This window comes from Methanocellales archaeon (assembly GCA_028715985.1).
In the GTDB taxonomy this organism is placed as follows: domain Archaea; phylum Halobacteriota; class UBA148; order UBA148; family UBA148; genus UBA148.
In genome coordinates this window covers 64,653-81,429 of the sequence record JAQUQR010000005.1, presented here as the reverse complement: position 1 = coordinate 81,429, position 16,777 = coordinate 64,653, and the positions used below count along the sequence as shown (strand labels likewise).

Sequence of the window (16,777 nt, the reverse complement as noted above, 5' to 3'; positions counted from 1 at the left end):
TAAATTTAAGAGCCTTAAACGTCATCTTTGATTATTAAAATGACTGTTCTATAGCATCATTTACATCCTCTGTTTTAATCCCATATAATTTACAAACCATCTCATTTATTTCATCTTGAGATTTCTGAATCTTTTTTAAAATCTCATGTACTTTATCTCTAATTTCTATATACTTTATCTCAAAGGATTCCATAGTATCCGGAAGTATGATATTTTGCTCAATTTCTTTCCAAGACATACCTTCGTAATTTTCATCTAAAATTATCTTCAAAAATGTTAGGATTTCTTTTTCTCCGTCTATTTTAATAATTCCTTTATTTTTTCCTTCTAAAATTAACATGTATTCAAAATCCGTTATACCCCTATCCATATTTATCGTTACTTCATTTGCTCTTTTTAAAATGAAATCCTTATCAGAATCAGTGGGCTTTAATTGCGAAGATGTCCAGATGTCCCTTTTTTTACTTTCACTCAAAGCGTGTAGAATCGTTTCATTTAATATTTTTGGAAGTGGTTCAGATGTTTCTAATTCCAAGATTGATTCTTGGAAATATTTTTGATAAGTAGACAATTCTCTCTTGAGATCAATAATTGTTTGTGCATATTCTATTATATTTTCATACATTTTCATTTCCTCAGAATTGTCAAAATCAATAGGTTTTATTGGCATCTGAGTAAGGGGTGTGTAGAAAAGCTCTCTCATATCACCTTTTGGCTTCGTTTTATGATGACACCAAACCCTGAATAGAGACGAGTTCAAAACACCAAGAATATATCTCAAATCATGTTTGCTTAAATTTTCACTATTGGTGAATTTTAGCTTATTTTTCTCATCTTTTTTTGGAGTTATAAAGCGTACACTCCCCTCAGCATAAAAAGGTTTTTCAGTATATCCAAACATATTTCTATCTGAGCGATAAGGACAAATTATTTTTTCAGATTCAAAAATTTCCTGTTCCCTAGGCCAATGCAATGAATACCACGGAATCTTTCCTTCTTCACATTCTCGTCTAGAGTATAATCTCTTTTTAAATTTTTCCAAATGAATTTTTATATTTGGATACTCTTCAATATTTGTATGTTTATTTGTGTATATTACTTTGTAATCTGTTGAAGATGACACATAAAATCTTTTTATATCTGAAGGAAAAAAGAAAGGTTTTAGGAGCTCCCCTTCTTTTTCTGATATATCAATATTTTTTATTTCTGCTGCAGAAAGAACAAAAAGTCCGTCTCCTTTAGAGATATTATTTTCTTCGATCTCTTTCGTGGTAAGGGTTTCCAATACGCTTTTATCCACTGTCATCGGATTTGTAATTAGACCCTGGTTTATATCACAAAACTTAATCAATTCCTTACCAATGCTTTCTATTTGATTTAATATCTTCGCCACTCTCTCTCTATAGAAAATATACCATGCTTTATCTGTTAATTCCCCCTGTTTTACAGCCGAATAAAAAACTTCAATATACTGATCAGAATAATCTTCCTTATCTATGTGCTTTTTAATATGATTCACAAGTTTAGTTAGTCTATCGCTAACATTTTTTCCATCAAAGTGTTCCTTCACCTTCACGAGTTTAATCTTATTTTGTTCTTTTTGCTTTTTTTTCTTTTCATCTCTACATCTCTTTAAAACAAAAACAATATTGTGCTGCCCTTTTGCATGCTCAAATAGCTTTATTTCACCAAAGTCTATTATTTCTACTATCTTTGCATTGTCTAAAATAAATTTCCTAAGATTACTTGCCCCATCTGCTGTAAGCCAATAGGATGTTGTTATAAAGCCCAGTTTTCCATTTTCTTTCAATTTTTGGAGGGCGAGTATAACGAAGAAATATAGATAATCCATCTTTCCTTGGTAATATTTTTTCCAATATGGGTATCTCTTAGTAGCATTTCTAAATAATTCCTTGTGCTCGTCTTCCCCGATATAAGGAGGATTTGCTATTGCATAATCAAAATCATGATTATCTTTTATGTATTTGAATATCTGTAATTTCTCGCCTTCTAATTTTAATATGTCATGATCTTTGTCAATGACGAATTCTTTCTCTGCACTCTCACCAAATGCTCTTTCTGGTGGATTATGCAATCCTAGTGAGTCTTGATGTATGACCCTAAGAGTAAATTTGCCAGATAACTCTCTTTCTATACTATTTAAATCAATTATTTTTTGGATTATTGGTGTTAGTTGGATTAAAATATTAACCTCTGTTAAATAATAAGAGAAAGCACTAATCTCAGAGCCATTCATGCCTTTGATTATAGCATCTCTTACATCTAACGCATCTCTTACATTTAACCGGTTATCTCTATTTAACAATTGGAAATGATTCCTCAATCTATATATCGCTTCCACCAAAAAACTCCCAGATCCGGTAGCAGGTTCAAAAATTAATTTAGGAATTCTTTTTCCATTTTTAAAATCAAAAAAAGATTTTTCATCGCCATATTTTATTGATGTGTACCCGACTCTGTCCCATATTAAAGATACTATCTGATGTGGCGTAAAATATTGGCCTTTGCTCTTCTTATCTTGGACATCTAGGTACTCCTCGTAAACGGTTCCGAGCACGTCTCGATTCACAATTGATAGGTTATATTTTGCCAATTCATATAACACATCAACTAAAACTTTATCGGTAGGTAGATACCAAGCATAATTGTTTTGATCAGTGAATAACCACTCATATTTCCCTTTTCCTATATTATATGCTTGTTCCAATACTTTTACAATCTTTTTATTATATGCTTGATACCATTTTTTAAACCCGCCATTAAACAAAGTTACATATTCTCTCTCAATGAACTGAGCATCTTCCCAAACTCTTATTAAAAGCAATCTCGACATTGTGAAATAGGCCACTCTATAGAAGTACAAATCAACAGATTTCTTAATTGTCTTGTTACTGGAATCTAACAATAAGTCGAGTTCTTTAGCCTCTATTTTCTCACTTTCTGGAACAGGATATTTTGAATCGAGACTTTGACATATTGAATAAATTTCCCTTGCTATCTGCTCCTTTCTAAGAGTGTCGTTTCTGAGTGCTTTTAAGACATATTCTTTACCTCGATTATTCTTGACGTCATCTTTTAGAGTATCTACAATGAATCGTATAGCATTAGTCAACTTCAATGTTTCATGTTCCTCTGCAAAAACCCGTTCCTCTGTAACAACCCCAAAAAGTGGGGGATAAGGCTCTGCACTAGCTATTGTCTCAATCTTTTTCTCCATAGTCAATTCTGACTTATGGAATCTTTTCACAAATCGAATAAAAGACTGCGAATTTTCATCTTTTAAATCAAATGGAACCTTCTTTTTAAAATCTTCATATAATCTTGTAAAACTGAAAGAATAATCTTCGATTTTCTTCTCGGAGTCTTTTTCATATACCACCAATTTGTCCATGTTTGTGATAATAACATATTTTGCGTGAAGATCTGCAGAGAGATATAATTTTGATTTATTATGAAATTCCTTTTCAAAATCTTCTAAATCAGAGTCGTTTCCTTTTGTTTCAAAAATGAAAGGATGGAGAAGTGTATCTATCGGAGTAAAGTCAGGCGCCATCCTGTTTTCATTCCGTTGTTCTGGAATATAGTCAATTTTGCTAAAATCCAAAATTTCCTCTAAAAATGCAGGAAATAATATTGGTTGTATGAGTGTTTTTTCGTCGGCTTTTTTGACCCCCTTAGCCAATCCTACATACACCAAATAGTTATCTGTTCTACCCACTGAATGATGAGAGTATAACTTGCCAAAAACATCGAGTAGATTTACCGTCCGTTTAATGATTTCGAAATCGTTCATTGTTACTCCAGTGTATTGGATTTACTTATTTTTTTTATATATTAATTACCTAACTAACAAACGCCATGTAGATATTAAATACCTAAGTTCTTAAGAGTTACTTTTTCACCTCTATCGGTCAATTACAGATAACCTCCATTAAGGAGTTGACTCACACATCTCTCAAAAATTGGTGTTATATCATATGCAAAAAAGTAAGAGAGAGCAAATATGAAGGGAGTTATTCCAAGAGTAGCGATGCGTTAATCTTCAAATATGGTAGGATATAGATATGGTCAAAAATATCGAAAGTTTTTTAACCTTATAAGTGCTATAATGGGTTGCGGGTAAAACCTGCATGCCAGTGTACCTTGAGGTGCACGGTTTAGTGCTTGCAGGTTCTGCATTTTGAATTTTACCAGACGTGATAAACTTCTTGGTCTTGTGTTATTATATCAATGTATTCTGAGTTTCCGTGCTCAAATTTCTGAAAACAACACCATGCGAGCAAGTCTGCGAACTGGATACCGCTCCACGAATGACTATAGCTGTGATCTATTGTTACCCTCATATGGTCTGATCCTTCGCACAGGTTTTGCAGGAAGTATCGATTAAAGTCTTCTCTAAGTAGGTGTTTCCCCTTTGATTTGTCTATCTTGATTTCCAACTGGGTGTCTTCTAGTATGATGATATTTTTAGCGAGTTTTCCAGCGACGTAGTTGTAAAGTTTGTCTTTGTTATCTTTAAGGTAGTCGCTGTAGAGTTTCTTTTTCTCAAGGACAATGTAGAATATGCGTGCATTGGGGATGTTATTGAGTTTCTTGAGCATGTGTTTTCGGACGGCATCGGAGGACTTATTAGTTTTAATTTCACAGACGTTCTTGAGTTCTTTCCGAAATTTATATCTGCGCATGTTTTTAATAATGCGATCGAGTGGTCGGTAATCTTTAACGAAGAGGGCGGCTATGACCATATAGTTTGACCCCTTCATCCCCAAGTCCCCACTTTCGTCGATGAAGATGAAACACATACAACTCGTCAACAATCTTAAATTCTAAGTATGTTAAACTTTTCACTTCTATGTCAAGGCAGGGATTATCTGTCCAAGATGTCCGATTCTCTCTAAAATACAAAATCCAAATCACATCATATCATGTCCATGAAATACTGATGGAACTCCCTTATCGGGCAGCTCTTCTAACTTCCTCGCGCCCTTATTCAGTACAGTAAAGTAATCAGAGTCTCAGCCAAACAATTACTTTTTATCATCTCTGACCATGATAGTTAAAAGGGGTGTTGTCAAATGCGAATCTCCAAGCTTCCAGAGATAGGCACGAAGTATGAGATAGAAAGTCCAAAAGGGGATAAAGTAGCGGTCATATTTTTGACGACCGGAGAAATAGAGCTCTATGTCTTAGAGGCCGGTGCAGATAAGCCTTCGGTTACGAGGTTGACCTCGGAAGAGGCACGACGTGTCGGAAGCGTTCTGACCGGAGCTTTACTCACAATAGCGCCCGAGGACGTTGAAGTATCGTTTTCCGAAATTTCTGACCTCAGAATAAACATCCATGTGTGCCAGGTAACAAAGGGTGTGGTAGGAAAGAGCATTGAGGAGCTGGCCTTCAGGAAGAAGACGGGCGTCACGATAATCGCATTATCGAGAAGGGGTAGGAGCGTCATCAGCCCGCCGCCGGAAACGGTCTTCGAAGAGGGGGACCTGATAGTTTTGATAGGGGAGAGCGAGCAAATAAAAGTATGTGCGAGGGATATCCTGGGGAAGGGTTAGATGGACTTTCTGGTTGATTTGGCCGTTGTAACGGTCTCTTGCTTAGCTCTTGGATTGTTATCGAAATATCTAAGGCAAGCCTCGATTCCTGTTTACATAATCGCAGGAATAATCCTCGGAAAGAGTGGACTCGATTTAATAACCTCCTACGAGTTCGTCGAGTGGCTGGGTAAGATCGGTGTAATCCTTCTGATGTTCTACATAGGATATGAGTTCAACTTCAAAGGCATAAAAGAGCCCGGGAGGTTGTTTGCGGGTTGCACGGACTTCGCGGTGAATTTCATCGCAGGATTTTCGCTGGGTCTCCTCATTGGCTTGAGCCTGTTAGAGGCTTTCATACTCGCATCCGCAGTTTACATCAGCAGTTCTGCCATTGCCATTTCCTCGCTGATAGAGAATAAGAGGCTGATCTACCCGGAAGCAGAGACCGTCGTGTGGCTGATGGTCTTCGAGGACATAATACTGGCAATCCTGCTCGTGGTGCTGACTTCCATTATGTCCAGCAGTCTTGCCATGATTCCCGTGTCCTTAGCAATGACTTTGTTACTCATTGTATGCATTTTGACTCTCATCAGGAGGCTAAGCAACTTCATCTCGCCTCTGTTTGAGCGTGATGATGAAATACCAATACTGCTCACTTTCGCATTATTATTCGGATTTTCAGCAATTGCATATCTCCTGAGCATTTCTGAGGTGATTGTTGCATTTTTCCTCGGCTCTGCACTCTCAGAAGTCAAGTCCTTCAAGAAGCTCTTCGGGGACACCATTTCATTTAAGAACTTATTCATCACCATCTTCTTCTTCTCCTTCGGAATGATGTTTCCATTTAAATTTGCAGGATTGCCTTCGACAGATTTTGTCTTCGCACTCCTCACGCTCATAACCCTGTCCATTTTTGGAAAGTTCGCCAGTGGCGCACTTATTGGAAAGAGACTGTACGGCTCGCTTGAAATGGGGTTAAGGGTCGGGGCATACACAACGCCAAGGGGCGAGTTTTCAATTGTGCTGCTGGCTGTTGCAATAGGAATGGGGGAGGGCATTTCTGAACTATTATTTTCGCTTGTCATTGCTTACGTAATCCTTCTTTCGATCGTGGGCGCATTCATCGCTAAACATGGGGATAGGATTGGTAAAGTGATGATGGGTGGCATTAATAAATTGCAACAAGAAAGTAAAGGTTAAAGGAGAAAATAGGGACGACCGCTATCATGCGGGATGAAAATCCATATCATATCATGTCCATGAAGTAATGATGGAGCCTCATGTCCTCGGTCAGCTCAGGATGAAATGCCAGGGCTAGCAAATTCTTCTGCCTGGCAGCTACGATGTACCCATTCAGGGTTGCCAAAATCTGCACATTCTTTTCTGCATGTATGATGGCCGGGGCTCTGATGAAGACTGCTGGGAATTTGTCACCAGGCAACACAGGCACATCCAGCAAAGCTTCAAACGACTCCTTCTGCCTCCCAAAGGCATTTCTTTTCATATGAACGTCCATTAACCCCAACAAAGGCTGCTTCGTTCTGTTTATTTGCCCATGTTTTGCGAGCAGAATGAGACCTGCGCACGTCCCAAGTATGGGAACATGTTTTTTAGCAGCGGCTTTGATTTCTGGTGCGATGCCCTCCCGCTCCATCAACCTTCCAACAGTGGTGCTTTCCCCCCCTGGAATGATGAGAGCGTCACAGCTCGGGACTATGCCTCCATGTTTAATCTGAATAACCTCGCCGCCATCCCTCTCAGCCAACACACGCTCTGCGGCTTGGACATGCTCCCCTATATTCCCCTGTAGTGCGATAACGCCGATTCTGATAACCATAATTAGCTCTACCAGCCACGCGTCTGCAGCATCTCATCCTCGGACAGAGTGTGAACATCCAACCCTTTCATCTGTCCGCCCAGGCCCTTTGATATCTCTGCCAGAACCTCTGGCTTGTCATAGTTGTTCACCGCTTCTACAATCGCCTTTGCCATTTTATCCGGATGCTCTGCCTTGAATATTCCTGAGCCGACGAAGATGCCATCAGCACCTAGACGCATCATCATGGCTGCATCTGCTGGCGTCGCTATTCCGCCTGCGGCAAAGTTCACCACCGGCAATCTCTGCATCTCGGCCGTCTCTTTTACGAGTTCGAAAGGCGCCTCCAATTCCCTGGCAACTTTCATTCGCTCTGCATCATTCATGCCCTTTAGCTCCCTTATCGAACCCATTATCTTTTTCATGTGTCTGACGGCCTCTTTTACATCACCGGTCCCCGCTTCTCCCTTGGTTCGGATCATCGCCGCACCCTCGTTGATCCTTCTCAGGGCTTCTCCCAGGTCTCTGGCCCCACAGACGAAGGGTACGGTGAATCCAACCTTATCGATGTGGTAGGTCTCATCCGCAGCCGTCAGAACCTCCGACTCATCAATCATGTCAACGCCCAATGCCTCAAGTATCTCTGCCTCGACAAAATGACCTATTCTGACCTTTGCCATCACCGGAATTGTCATCGCATCCATGATCTCAGATATGACCAGGGGATCTGCCATTCTGGCCACTCCTCCGGATTTACGAATGTCTGCTGGGACTGCATGGAGTGCCATAACCGCCACTGCTCCTGCATTTTCAGCCACTCTGGCCTGATCTGCATTGGTTACGTCCATGATGACGCCCCCTTTTTGCATTTTAGCGAAACCTCGCTTGAGCAGCTCTGTTCCATGCCGCAAACTTTCCAATTCCATCGTTATCACTTTTTGAATACTAGGTTCATAAATCTGACGATCACCTGCTGGGATGGATCTCTCTCCTGGACATCCTCCCAGACATCCGGATCAACGGCTTCGATATGTGTCTTCTCGCGCAAGGAGGGGTTTCATACAGGCCCAGCTCCAGACTCCTATGAACGGGTACGATCTCCTCTTCTTGGGACTTTGTACCGCATTTGCGGCATCGATATCCCTGATTTTTTCCAGAGGATTTCATCCGTTTTTGACATTTCGGACAGGAGGGATTGCGCACGGCGAACTGATCTTTGAGCGATGTGATTTCGATCTTCTCCAGATTAACGGTTTGGTCTTTAACGCTGCCATAGACCAGAACCTCATCTCCCACACGAAGTTGTCGAATCACATCTCTAAAATTCTTCGTCGGCTCATAGGCAGCGCAATCGATCTCGTGACCATCCTCTGCAATGGTGAAGAACACATGTCCTCCTTGGATGGAATGGGGCTGTTTTACCACAGTTCCGCCAAGAATATATGAGCGCCCATTTTTTGCAGAAGCAATCTCCCCAATCACTAGGTGAGCATCTGTACTCTGGTTGGTTTTGAAGATAATGTACCTCTCTATCCGCTCAGACTTGATCATCTTGAATGCCCTTTTGATTGCTTCGACGTCATCACCCCTGATCCCAAAAAGGACCGGGCAGGGGGAGTGCGGCGAAAAGACTGTTTTGTCATTGGTAATATCCACAGTGTCCCATGTATGAGGGTATGTCGCCCAATCCGCTTCCAGTACTGACGTCTTGTCAATACGCCTGGGAGTGCCCCAACTTTCTTTGCGCCTGTAAGCAACCAGCTCATAGGTACGATCATCCTGCAATGAGAAACCTATCGCAGCTAATGCACCGATGACGCCCCTGCCATTTTTAAAAGCATGAACCATGCCATATTTCTTCGCAAGGTCCATGGCTTCTTGGATTGTGACAACGTCTCGTACCACTTTCTCTGAGAATTTCTCTACCTCAGGAGGGATATGGCTCAATAGCACGATACCTGGGTTGGTTTCCGGATCATCTAATTCTGCCATCTCCTCTACTTTCCGAACCGCAATGTCCATTATTCCCCTTGCTTGATCTTCGTCAGCCTCGATTTCGATGGCGACCGCTCCATTCCCTCTGGTTTTATATTTAATATTTGGATTTAGCCTGATCAGCCTGGGATAACCCTTGATGCCATAGTTCTGGAGAGCTTCCACCAACACTGCGGCCAAGTAAGTGGTACACATCCCTTTCTTGGAGTCCGTATCATCGATGCCGAGTAGCACCATCTTCACCTTAGACGCATGCATGCATAATATTATATAGAATTAATGGCTGAGTGAATATCATGAGCCGAGATGCATTAATTCAGCAAGTCTTGGCCATATTATCCAAAGCAGGATTCATCGTATCAGACCGATGTGATGTGCACCCCCGAAGTTTTGATCTCGCTGCGAGAAGGGGGCGATTACTATTGTTATTAAAGGTGCTCTCCAACATCGACGGATTAAGCGAGGAGATCGCAAATGAAATAAGATGTCTGGCAAACCGTCTGATCGGCTATCCCCTAATAATAGGCGATAAAACAAGAGACACGTTTTTGGAAAATGGCGCAGTTTACCTTCGCTACGGCATTCCTTCCTTCAATGTGCGAACATTATATGATTATTTCGTCGAAGGCACCCCTCCTCTCATATATGCTGCACCAGGAGGACTATACGTCAGCATAGATGGAGATGTGTTGCGAGAGGCCCGTAAAGATAAAAATATTTCTCTGGGAGAACTGGCACGTGAGCTAGGCGTCTCTCGACGTACCATCAGTAAATACGAGGAGGGGATGGATGCGACCATTAAGATAGCACTAAAACTCGAATCCATCTTAGATGTGCCACTAGCCTGCCCCATAGACCTGTTATATTCACGATCACAAAATGAATCTCAGCTCTATCCGAATTCTGTGCCCATGATGGTGAGAGACATATTGCAAATATTTGTTGACATTGGATTTGACGTCCTGCCGATTGCACATGCACCGTTCAACGCGCTGTCACAGGAGAAAGGCATTGTGATACTCACTGGGGTCAGCAAATATAACGATAAGATGATTAAAAGAGCCAGATTGATGAGTAGTATCTCAAATGTAGCTCAGACTCACTCCGTTTTAATCGTCGAAGGTCAATCCAAAACACTGCAGATAAATGGCACGGTGCTAGTGGAAAAAGAGGAATTGGGTGAAATAGATAATTCAAGCGATTTCATTTCCCTTGTTCAGGATAGAAAAGTTAACTCTGACGCAGAATCAAATGAAAGTGACATCCAAATCATCTTTTAGAGTCCGAGATAAATTTGTTTTAACTACCAGCGAAGAGACTTTGAAGAACTTTAAGAAAATACTGATACCTGTGTAGCAACTCTTTCAAAGAGATGCAGGCTTAAAAGTAGGGGATTTTCCTAAAAATAACTCTTAATCGACAGAAGTTTTACGATACAGATTCCAAGAGAGCGAGTATGCTATGACTACGGAACCAATTCCGCCTATGAACCAGAATGAATCAAAGAATGCAGAAAAATTATTTAAGGCATGGATAAGCACTGCGAGAATATAGAACTGCAAAGGTCGATTTGTTGCAATACCATAGGCAGTAATCGATGCGCTTGCGGCATGGAATACCATCAGAGGCAATCTGACGACTATTGGCGCACCTATTGCGAGATAAACAAAAAACTCAGATATGCCAAATCCCAAACCAACTAGAAAACCTAGTATAAAAATAGACCTCTGAGATTCACCATGACGATAGAAGAGGGGATAAGCCTTTGCAAATTCCTCGATGAAGGGGGCGAAGATGGAAACTGCACATACTTCAGCATATAATCTCGGCAAAACAGTACAGAGATTGTCTGTAAATATACTAATATAGAGTGTAAGAGGTACGCTTATTATAAATCCAGAGAGAAAAAAGAAAAGTTTCTCTCTTAAGTCGGGCTTATGGGGTGCTATTAAATGTCCTACGCTCAGACGTTCTGCATCAAGCTTTTCAGCATCAGGCTTTTCACCCTCTTCTAACTCAATCATGTTTAGAGTTGCTCCCTTAGAAGTTTATTAATAAATTAGTATATATGCTTTGCCTACAATGGAGTTTTGCGCTAAATTCATGTTTGAATCTCAAGTTACCACTTTCTGCACATAAAGTCAATTGTTAGTTTTTGTGCAAAGCCTTTGAGGGAAAAGTATAAAGGGGGGCAAGCTGTATAACGGCTATTCGACCCCAATTTCCTATTTTACCATTCTAACACTCTAACTATATTTACATAGTAAATATACAAAAAAAGAGAAGGATATGGAAAATAAGAAGATGGGGCTAATAAGGAGGAGAAGAACATGGAAGATAAAAAGATAGAGGAGAGAAAGAAGACAGACTATAAGAAGATGGGGAAGATGGACTATAAGGAGAAGATAGAAAAGAAGAAGCCAATAAGAAAATGTTTTGAGGAAGATGAAGAAGAGTATGGAGATGATGATTGAGGGGGTAGATAGAAGATAAGATAGATACAAAAAGGGAGATGTAAGGAGAGGGTGTAAGGAAAGTTAGACCTATGCAATGGGTTTAATCCCACTCTCCTATGTTTCCCATAGAGTTACCCATCCTAAGCTATTTTGCATTCTTTGTATCGCCTATCTTCCTTCCATCAGTTCTTCGTAAGTTGGAACTTTTTTGGAAGGTCTGACAACGATTATGAACTCGCCTTCTCCCACGCCGAGCTTCCAAGCAAGCGTATCGCCTTCCTTTAAGTCAAACTGCTTTATTATGCCCGATGGGACTGTAGTCCTAAGCGATTCACTTATATTGTTCGCTCTTGTGAGCGTCGTTATTTGCCCGTTTGCCATTTTAATCACTCTACTCTAAGACCTCCTCATATATATAATTTTCTATCTAATTTTATACCTTAGAACATACCTAATAAAATACCTAATTTGTACCTATATTTTCAATTATTTGGGGGGGGTCAGGTTTCAGACTTTAGGTGCAACCTCCTTTGATCCGTAAATTTTATATAGAACAATAAACAATCCATTTTGCGCTATAAATTCAAAAGAGGTGTAACATAATGGCAGGACAACTGGGCGGAACGCCCATATTGATATTAAAAGAAGGCTCCGAACGGACGAGAGGAAAGGACGCGCAGAACAGGAACATACTCGCTGCTAAAGCGATTGCTTCTGCAGTCCGCACTACCTTGGGTCCCAAGGGAATGGACAAGATGCTTGTTGACCCATTGGGGGACATCGTCATCACCAATGATGGTGTGACAATTCTTAAGGAGATGGAGATCGAGCATCCTGCTGCGAAGATGATCGTAGAGGTGGCTAAGACCCAAGACGATGAAGTCGGGGATGGCACCACCGCAGCCGTAGTTATCGCGGGAGAATTGTTGAAGCAGGCCGAAGAGCTGATAGACCAAGAGGTGCATCCGACGGTCATAGCATCCGGCTACAGACTGGCTTCAGAAAAGGCAAAAGAAATCTTGCGCTCTATTGCTACAACTTTGTCTCCTGAGGATGAGGGCGCTCTTAAAAAGATAGCGGTAACATCGATGACCGGGAAGGGTGCAGCAAGAGAGGGTTTGGCTGAGCTGGCAGTGAAGGCGGACAAAGCCGTAGAAGAAGATGGCAAAGTAGATGTGGACAATATAAAGGTCGAGAAGAAAGTTGGGGGCAGCACCGAAGATTCAAAGTTGATAGAGGGAATGATCCTCGACAAGGAGAGAGTGCACCCCGGCATGCCAAAAATCGTGAAGAAGGCCAAGATAGCATTGATCAATGCTGCACTAGAGATGGAAAAAACAGAAGTGGATGCAAAGATAGAGATCACTTCACCGGATCAATTGAAATCCTTCCTGGATGAGGAAGAAAATATCCTGAGGAAAATGGTTGAAAAGATAAAGGCAAGTGGAGCAAACGTGGTATTCTGTCAAAAGGGCATCGATGACATGGTGCAACACTATCTGGCTAAGGCAGGCATTTTTGCTGTCAGAAGGGTAAAAGAGAGCGACATGAAGAAACTAGCTAGTGCAACCGGTGGCAAAATAGTCACCAACATCGACGAAATCACAAATAGCGATCTGGGCAAAGCAGGACTGGTCGAGGAGCGAAAGATCGGCGAGGAGGAAATGTTGTTCGTAGAGCAGTGTGACAATCCCAAAGCAGTTTCCTTGCTATTGAGAGGAGGCACAGAGCACGTCGTCGATGAGCTCGAGCGGGCATTACATGATGCGCTTCGCGTGGTGGGCGTTGTGATCGAAGACAAAAAACAAGTGCCTGGTGGTGGCGCATCTGAGGTAGAGGTTGCGCTCCGTTTGAGAGAATATGCTTCTTCCGTTGGCGGGAGAGAGCAACTCGCCATAGAGGCATTTGCAAATGCAATGGAATCCATTCCAAGAACGCTCGCAGAGAACGCCGGGCTGGATCCGATAGACATGCTCGTTGCGTTGCGATCTCAGCATGAGAAGGGCAAAAAGACTGCAGGGCTGGACGTTTATAAGGGAAAAGTCATCGACATGATGGAAGCGGGTGTGGTCGAACCCCTGAGGGTGAGAACCCAAGCCATTTCCTCTGCAACAGAGGCAGCGGTCATGATTCTAAGGATAGACGATGTGATCGCAGCAAGCGCGACGAAAGGGCCTGCAATGCCACCAGGTGGTCCAGGTGGTATGGGCGGCATGGGCGGCATGGAAGACTACTAGGGCAAGCCGCTGCCCTTATTTTTTTCATCTCTGATCTGAAGCGTTAAAAACGGTGAGAAAAAATAAGAACCTAAAAAACTTCTCGTGTTGATTTTAACAGCTTTGAAAACACGTCCTCCTATCCTAGAACGAGAAGGCTAAACCAAAGAGATAACACCGATGGAAACGCTCGGATCAGATGATGAAAAACCACTAAAAGTTAGATGGATATAATATATATATATATAAAAGAAAAGCTAGGCCCATCATTTCGATCTGACAACTTATATGAAAGGGACCCAAATAGTAGAGGGATATACTAAACTAACGGTGTGTGGGAATGATGGAGAAGCACACGAAATCGATGGAAAAAGAAAGTAACCATCAAGACATCCCTAGTCTCAAAGTGAGTCGAAAGAAAGACGAAAAGCCAAAAAAGAAATTAGAAGAAGAGATCGAGGTCCTAAAAAAAGAGCTGAGAGATAAAAATGAATTGGCTCAAGAATATTTAAAGCGATTACAGTATTTGCAAGCCGATTTTGAAAATTATAAGAAGAAGGTCCTAAAAGAAAGAGATGAATTTTCCAAGTATGCCGCTGAAAAGTTGATCATCAAACTACTGGAAGTATTGGATAACCTTGAGCGGGCTCTCGGCTCAGCCGGGGGCAAGAAGCCCTTAGTTAAGGGCGTGGAAATGATCCTTAAGCAATTGCAGGGCATATTGGAGTGGGAAGGGGTGACGCCCATAAAGGCCCTTGGTGAGATATTTGACCCTCATAAACATGAGGCAGTTATGGGTGTAACAACCGGGCAACATCCGGAAAACTCGGTGGTGGAGGAATTGCAGAAGGGTTATTCTTTAAAATCAAAAGTCATAAGACCGGCACTGGTCAAGGTGGAGAAGAGGTGATCTAATGGCCAAAGTGATTGGAATCGATCTCGGTACAACTAACTCATGCATGGCAGTGATGGAGGCTGGCAAGCCGACAATCATCACCAACGCAGAAGGGGGACGAATTACCCCTTCCATCGTTGGCTTTACCGATAGTGGAGAGATAGTCGTTGGAGAGGTTGCCAAGAGACAGTATATATCGAACCCAGAGCGTACGGTTGCTTCCATCAAGAGAAAGATGGGTACCAAAGAAAAAGTGAAGATTGGTAAAAAAGAATACACTCCTCAAGAGATATCTGCGATGATCCTGCAAAAGATGAAAAGGGATGCAGAGAGCCGTTTGGGAGAGAAGATAACCCAAGCAGTAATCACCGTTCCAGCTTATTTCGATGATGCTCAGAGGACAGCAACAAAAGATGCCGGAAAGATTGCGGGCTTGGAGGTGCTCCGCATAATCAATGAGCCCACAGCCTCAGCTTTAGCCTATGGACTGGATAAAGAGGAGGAGAACACCATCTTGGTATATGATCTCGGTGGGGGAACCTTTGACGTTTCGATACTAGAGCTGGGCGAGGGTGTTTTTGAAGTCCTGTCCACCGCAGGAGATACGCATCTGGGGGGTGACGACTGGGACCAGCGGATAGTAGATTGGCTCGTGGACGAGTTTAAAGAAAAAAATGGCATCGACCTAAAAGGGGATAAAATGGCGATGCAGAGGTTAAAGGATGCGGCTGAAAAGGCTAAGATAGAGCTTTCCTCTGTGTTAACGACGAACATTAACCTACCATTCATAGCTTCAGATAAAAGCGGACCAAAGCATATAGATGTTAAGCTGACGAGGGCGAAATTTGAGGGCGTGACCTCTGACCTAGTGGAGAGAACGGTAAGATCGATAGATCAGGCATTATCTGATGCTAAATTAGAGGCAAAGGACATCGACAAAGTCATCCTGGTGGGAGGGCAGACAAGAGCCCCTGCGGTCCAAAAACTTGTGAGAGATTACTTCGGCAAAGAGCCCTACAAGGACATTAACCCAGATGAATGCGTCGCTCTTGGGGCAGCAATCCAGGCAGGCGTATTGGCTGGAGAGGTAAAAGATGTGCTCCTACTGGATGTCACTCCCTTAACCTTGAGCATCGAAACATTGGGGGGCATATCCACACCCTTGGTGGAGAGGAATACCACCATCCCTACCAGAAAAAGTCAGATCTTTTCCACTGCAGCAGACAATCAACCGTCCGTGGAAATTCATGTCTTACAAGGCGAAAGAGAGATGGCGGCTTATAATAAAACCTTGGGCAAGTTCCTCTTGGCTGGAATTCCTCCCGCTCCAAGGGGTATACCCCAGATAGAGGTGACCTTTGACATCGATGCAAATGGCATTCTGAACGTCAAAGCGAAGGACCTTGGAACCGGTAAAGAGCAATCGATCACCATCCAGAGAACAGACATCCTCCCCAAGGGGGATATAGATCGAATGGTCAGAGAGGCAGAAGAACACGCAGAGGAAGATAGAAGGAAGAAAGAAGAAGTAGAGATCCGAAACAACGCTGATGCGATTGTATACTCCACGGAAAAAGCCATTGAGGAAGTGGGGGATAAACTGGATAAAGAAAAACTGGAGAAGACGAAAAAAGCAGTGGAAGAAGTCAAAGAATCCTTGAAAGGCGATGACATAGAAAAGATAAAGAAATCCACAGAGGAGCTTGCTAAGAAGTCTCAAGAGCTGTTTGCCGCCATGTATGCCGAGGCTGCCAAAAAACGAGAAGGGGAACAAAAGAAGTCCGGGGAGGATGCAGTGGATGTGGACTACGAAGTGGAGGACGAGAAAAAGTAGGGGC

14 protein-coding genes are annotated in these 16,777 nt (G+C 42.2%); 7 read left to right on the top strand and 7 right to left on the bottom strand.

From position 1 onward, the window contains the following. Positions 1-34: 34 nt before the first annotated feature. Positions 35-3,814: an N-6 DNA methylase gene (locus PHI74_05870; protein MDD5485532.1), complete on the bottom strand. Its 3,780-nt coding sequence runs from the start codon at positions 3,812-3,814 to the stop codon at positions 35-37. A 394-nt stretch (positions 3,815-4,208) separates the two neighbouring features. Continuing rightward, positions 4,209-4,823: a DUF3800 domain-containing protein gene (locus tag PHI74_05865; GenBank protein MDD5485531.1), complete on the bottom strand. Its 615-nt coding sequence runs from the start codon at positions 4,821-4,823 to the stop codon at positions 4,209-4,211. 273 nt (positions 4,824-5,096) lie between these two features. On the opposite strand from PHI74_05865, the gene PHI74_05860 reads away from it, so the two are divergent. Further along, positions 5,097-5,579, top strand: a complete 483-nt coding sequence (locus tag PHI74_05860) for a TrkA C-terminal domain-containing protein (protein MDD5485530.1) — start codon at positions 5,097-5,099, stop codon at positions 5,577-5,579. After that, positions 5,580-6,761: a cation:proton antiporter gene (locus PHI74_05855; protein MDD5485529.1), complete on the top strand. Its 1,182-nt coding sequence runs from the start codon at positions 5,580-5,582 to the stop codon at positions 6,759-6,761. A gap of 46 nt (positions 6,762-6,807) precedes the next feature. Here the strand turns inward: PHI74_05855 and pdxT are convergent, their stop codons facing one another. The 3 genes from pdxT to PHI74_05840 are packed head-to-tail and all read right to left on the bottom strand — an operon-like array spanning position 6,808 to position 9,609. Beyond that, entirely contained in the window at positions 6,808-7,398 is a 591-nt protein-coding gene (gene pdxT, locus PHI74_05850) for a pyridoxal 5'-phosphate synthase glutaminase subunit PdxT (GenBank protein ID MDD5485528.1), read from the bottom strand. Between the two features lie 8 nt (positions 7,399-7,406). Further along, a complete protein-coding gene (gene pdxS, locus PHI74_05845) occupies positions 7,407-8,303 on the bottom strand; it encodes a pyridoxal 5'-phosphate synthase lyase subunit PdxS (GenBank protein MDD5485527.1) in 897 nt (298 codons plus the stop codon). A 40-nt stretch (positions 8,304-8,343) separates the two neighbouring features. Then, complete coding sequence (locus PHI74_05840; protein ID MDD5485526.1) at positions 8,344-9,609, bottom strand: tRNA(Ile)(2)-agmatinylcytidine synthase; 1,266 nt, start codon at positions 9,607-9,609, stop codon at positions 8,344-8,346. A 59-nt stretch (positions 9,610-9,668) separates the two neighbouring features. Between PHI74_05840 and PHI74_05835 the strand changes: the two genes are divergently transcribed. Further along, complete coding sequence (locus tag PHI74_05835; protein ID MDD5485525.1) at positions 9,669-10,652, top strand: transcriptional regulator; 984 nt, start codon at positions 9,669-9,671, stop codon at positions 10,650-10,652. 132 nt (positions 10,653-10,784) lie between these two features. On the opposite strand, the gene PHI74_05830 is transcribed toward PHI74_05835, so the two are convergent. Further along, complete coding sequence (locus PHI74_05830; protein ID MDD5485524.1) at positions 10,785-11,396, bottom strand: PrsW family glutamic-type intramembrane protease; 612 nt, start codon at positions 11,394-11,396, stop codon at positions 10,785-10,787. Between the two features lie 306 nt (positions 11,397-11,702). Between PHI74_05830 and PHI74_05825 the strand changes: the two genes are divergently transcribed. Further along, positions 11,703-11,846: a hypothetical protein gene (locus PHI74_05825; GenBank protein MDD5485523.1), complete on the top strand. Its 144-nt coding sequence runs from the start codon at positions 11,703-11,705 to the stop codon at positions 11,844-11,846. 150 nt (positions 11,847-11,996) lie between these two features. On the opposite strand, the gene PHI74_05820 is transcribed toward PHI74_05825, so the two are convergent. Then, positions 11,997-12,209 carry a hypothetical protein gene (locus PHI74_05820; GenBank protein ID MDD5485522.1) on the bottom strand — a complete coding sequence of 71 codons (213 nt, stop codon included), beginning with the start codon at positions 12,207-12,209 and terminating at the stop codon, positions 11,997-11,999. Positions 12,210-12,430: 221 nt separating this feature from the next. Here PHI74_05820 and thsA point away from each other — a divergent pair, with 221 nt between their 5' ends. From thsA to dnaK, 3 genes are all read left to right on the top strand, one after another. Next, positions 12,431-14,065, top strand: coding sequence for a thermosome subunit alpha (thsA, locus tag PHI74_05815; GenBank protein MDD5485521.1), 1,635 nt, complete (start codon positions 12,431-12,433; stop codon positions 14,063-14,065). Between the two features lie 319 nt (positions 14,066-14,384). Then, complete coding sequence (gene grpE / locus PHI74_05810; GenBank protein ID MDD5485520.1) at positions 14,385-14,954, top strand: nucleotide exchange factor GrpE; 570 nt, start codon at positions 14,385-14,387, stop codon at positions 14,952-14,954. Positions 14,955-14,958: 4 nt separating this feature from the next. Then, positions 14,959-16,773 (top strand): molecular chaperone DnaK, encoded by a 1,815-nt coding sequence (gene dnaK, locus PHI74_05805; GenBank protein MDD5485519.1) that lies wholly within the window; start codon positions 14,959-14,961, stop codon positions 16,771-16,773. The last annotated feature ends 4 nt before the right edge of the window (positions 16,774-16,777 follow it).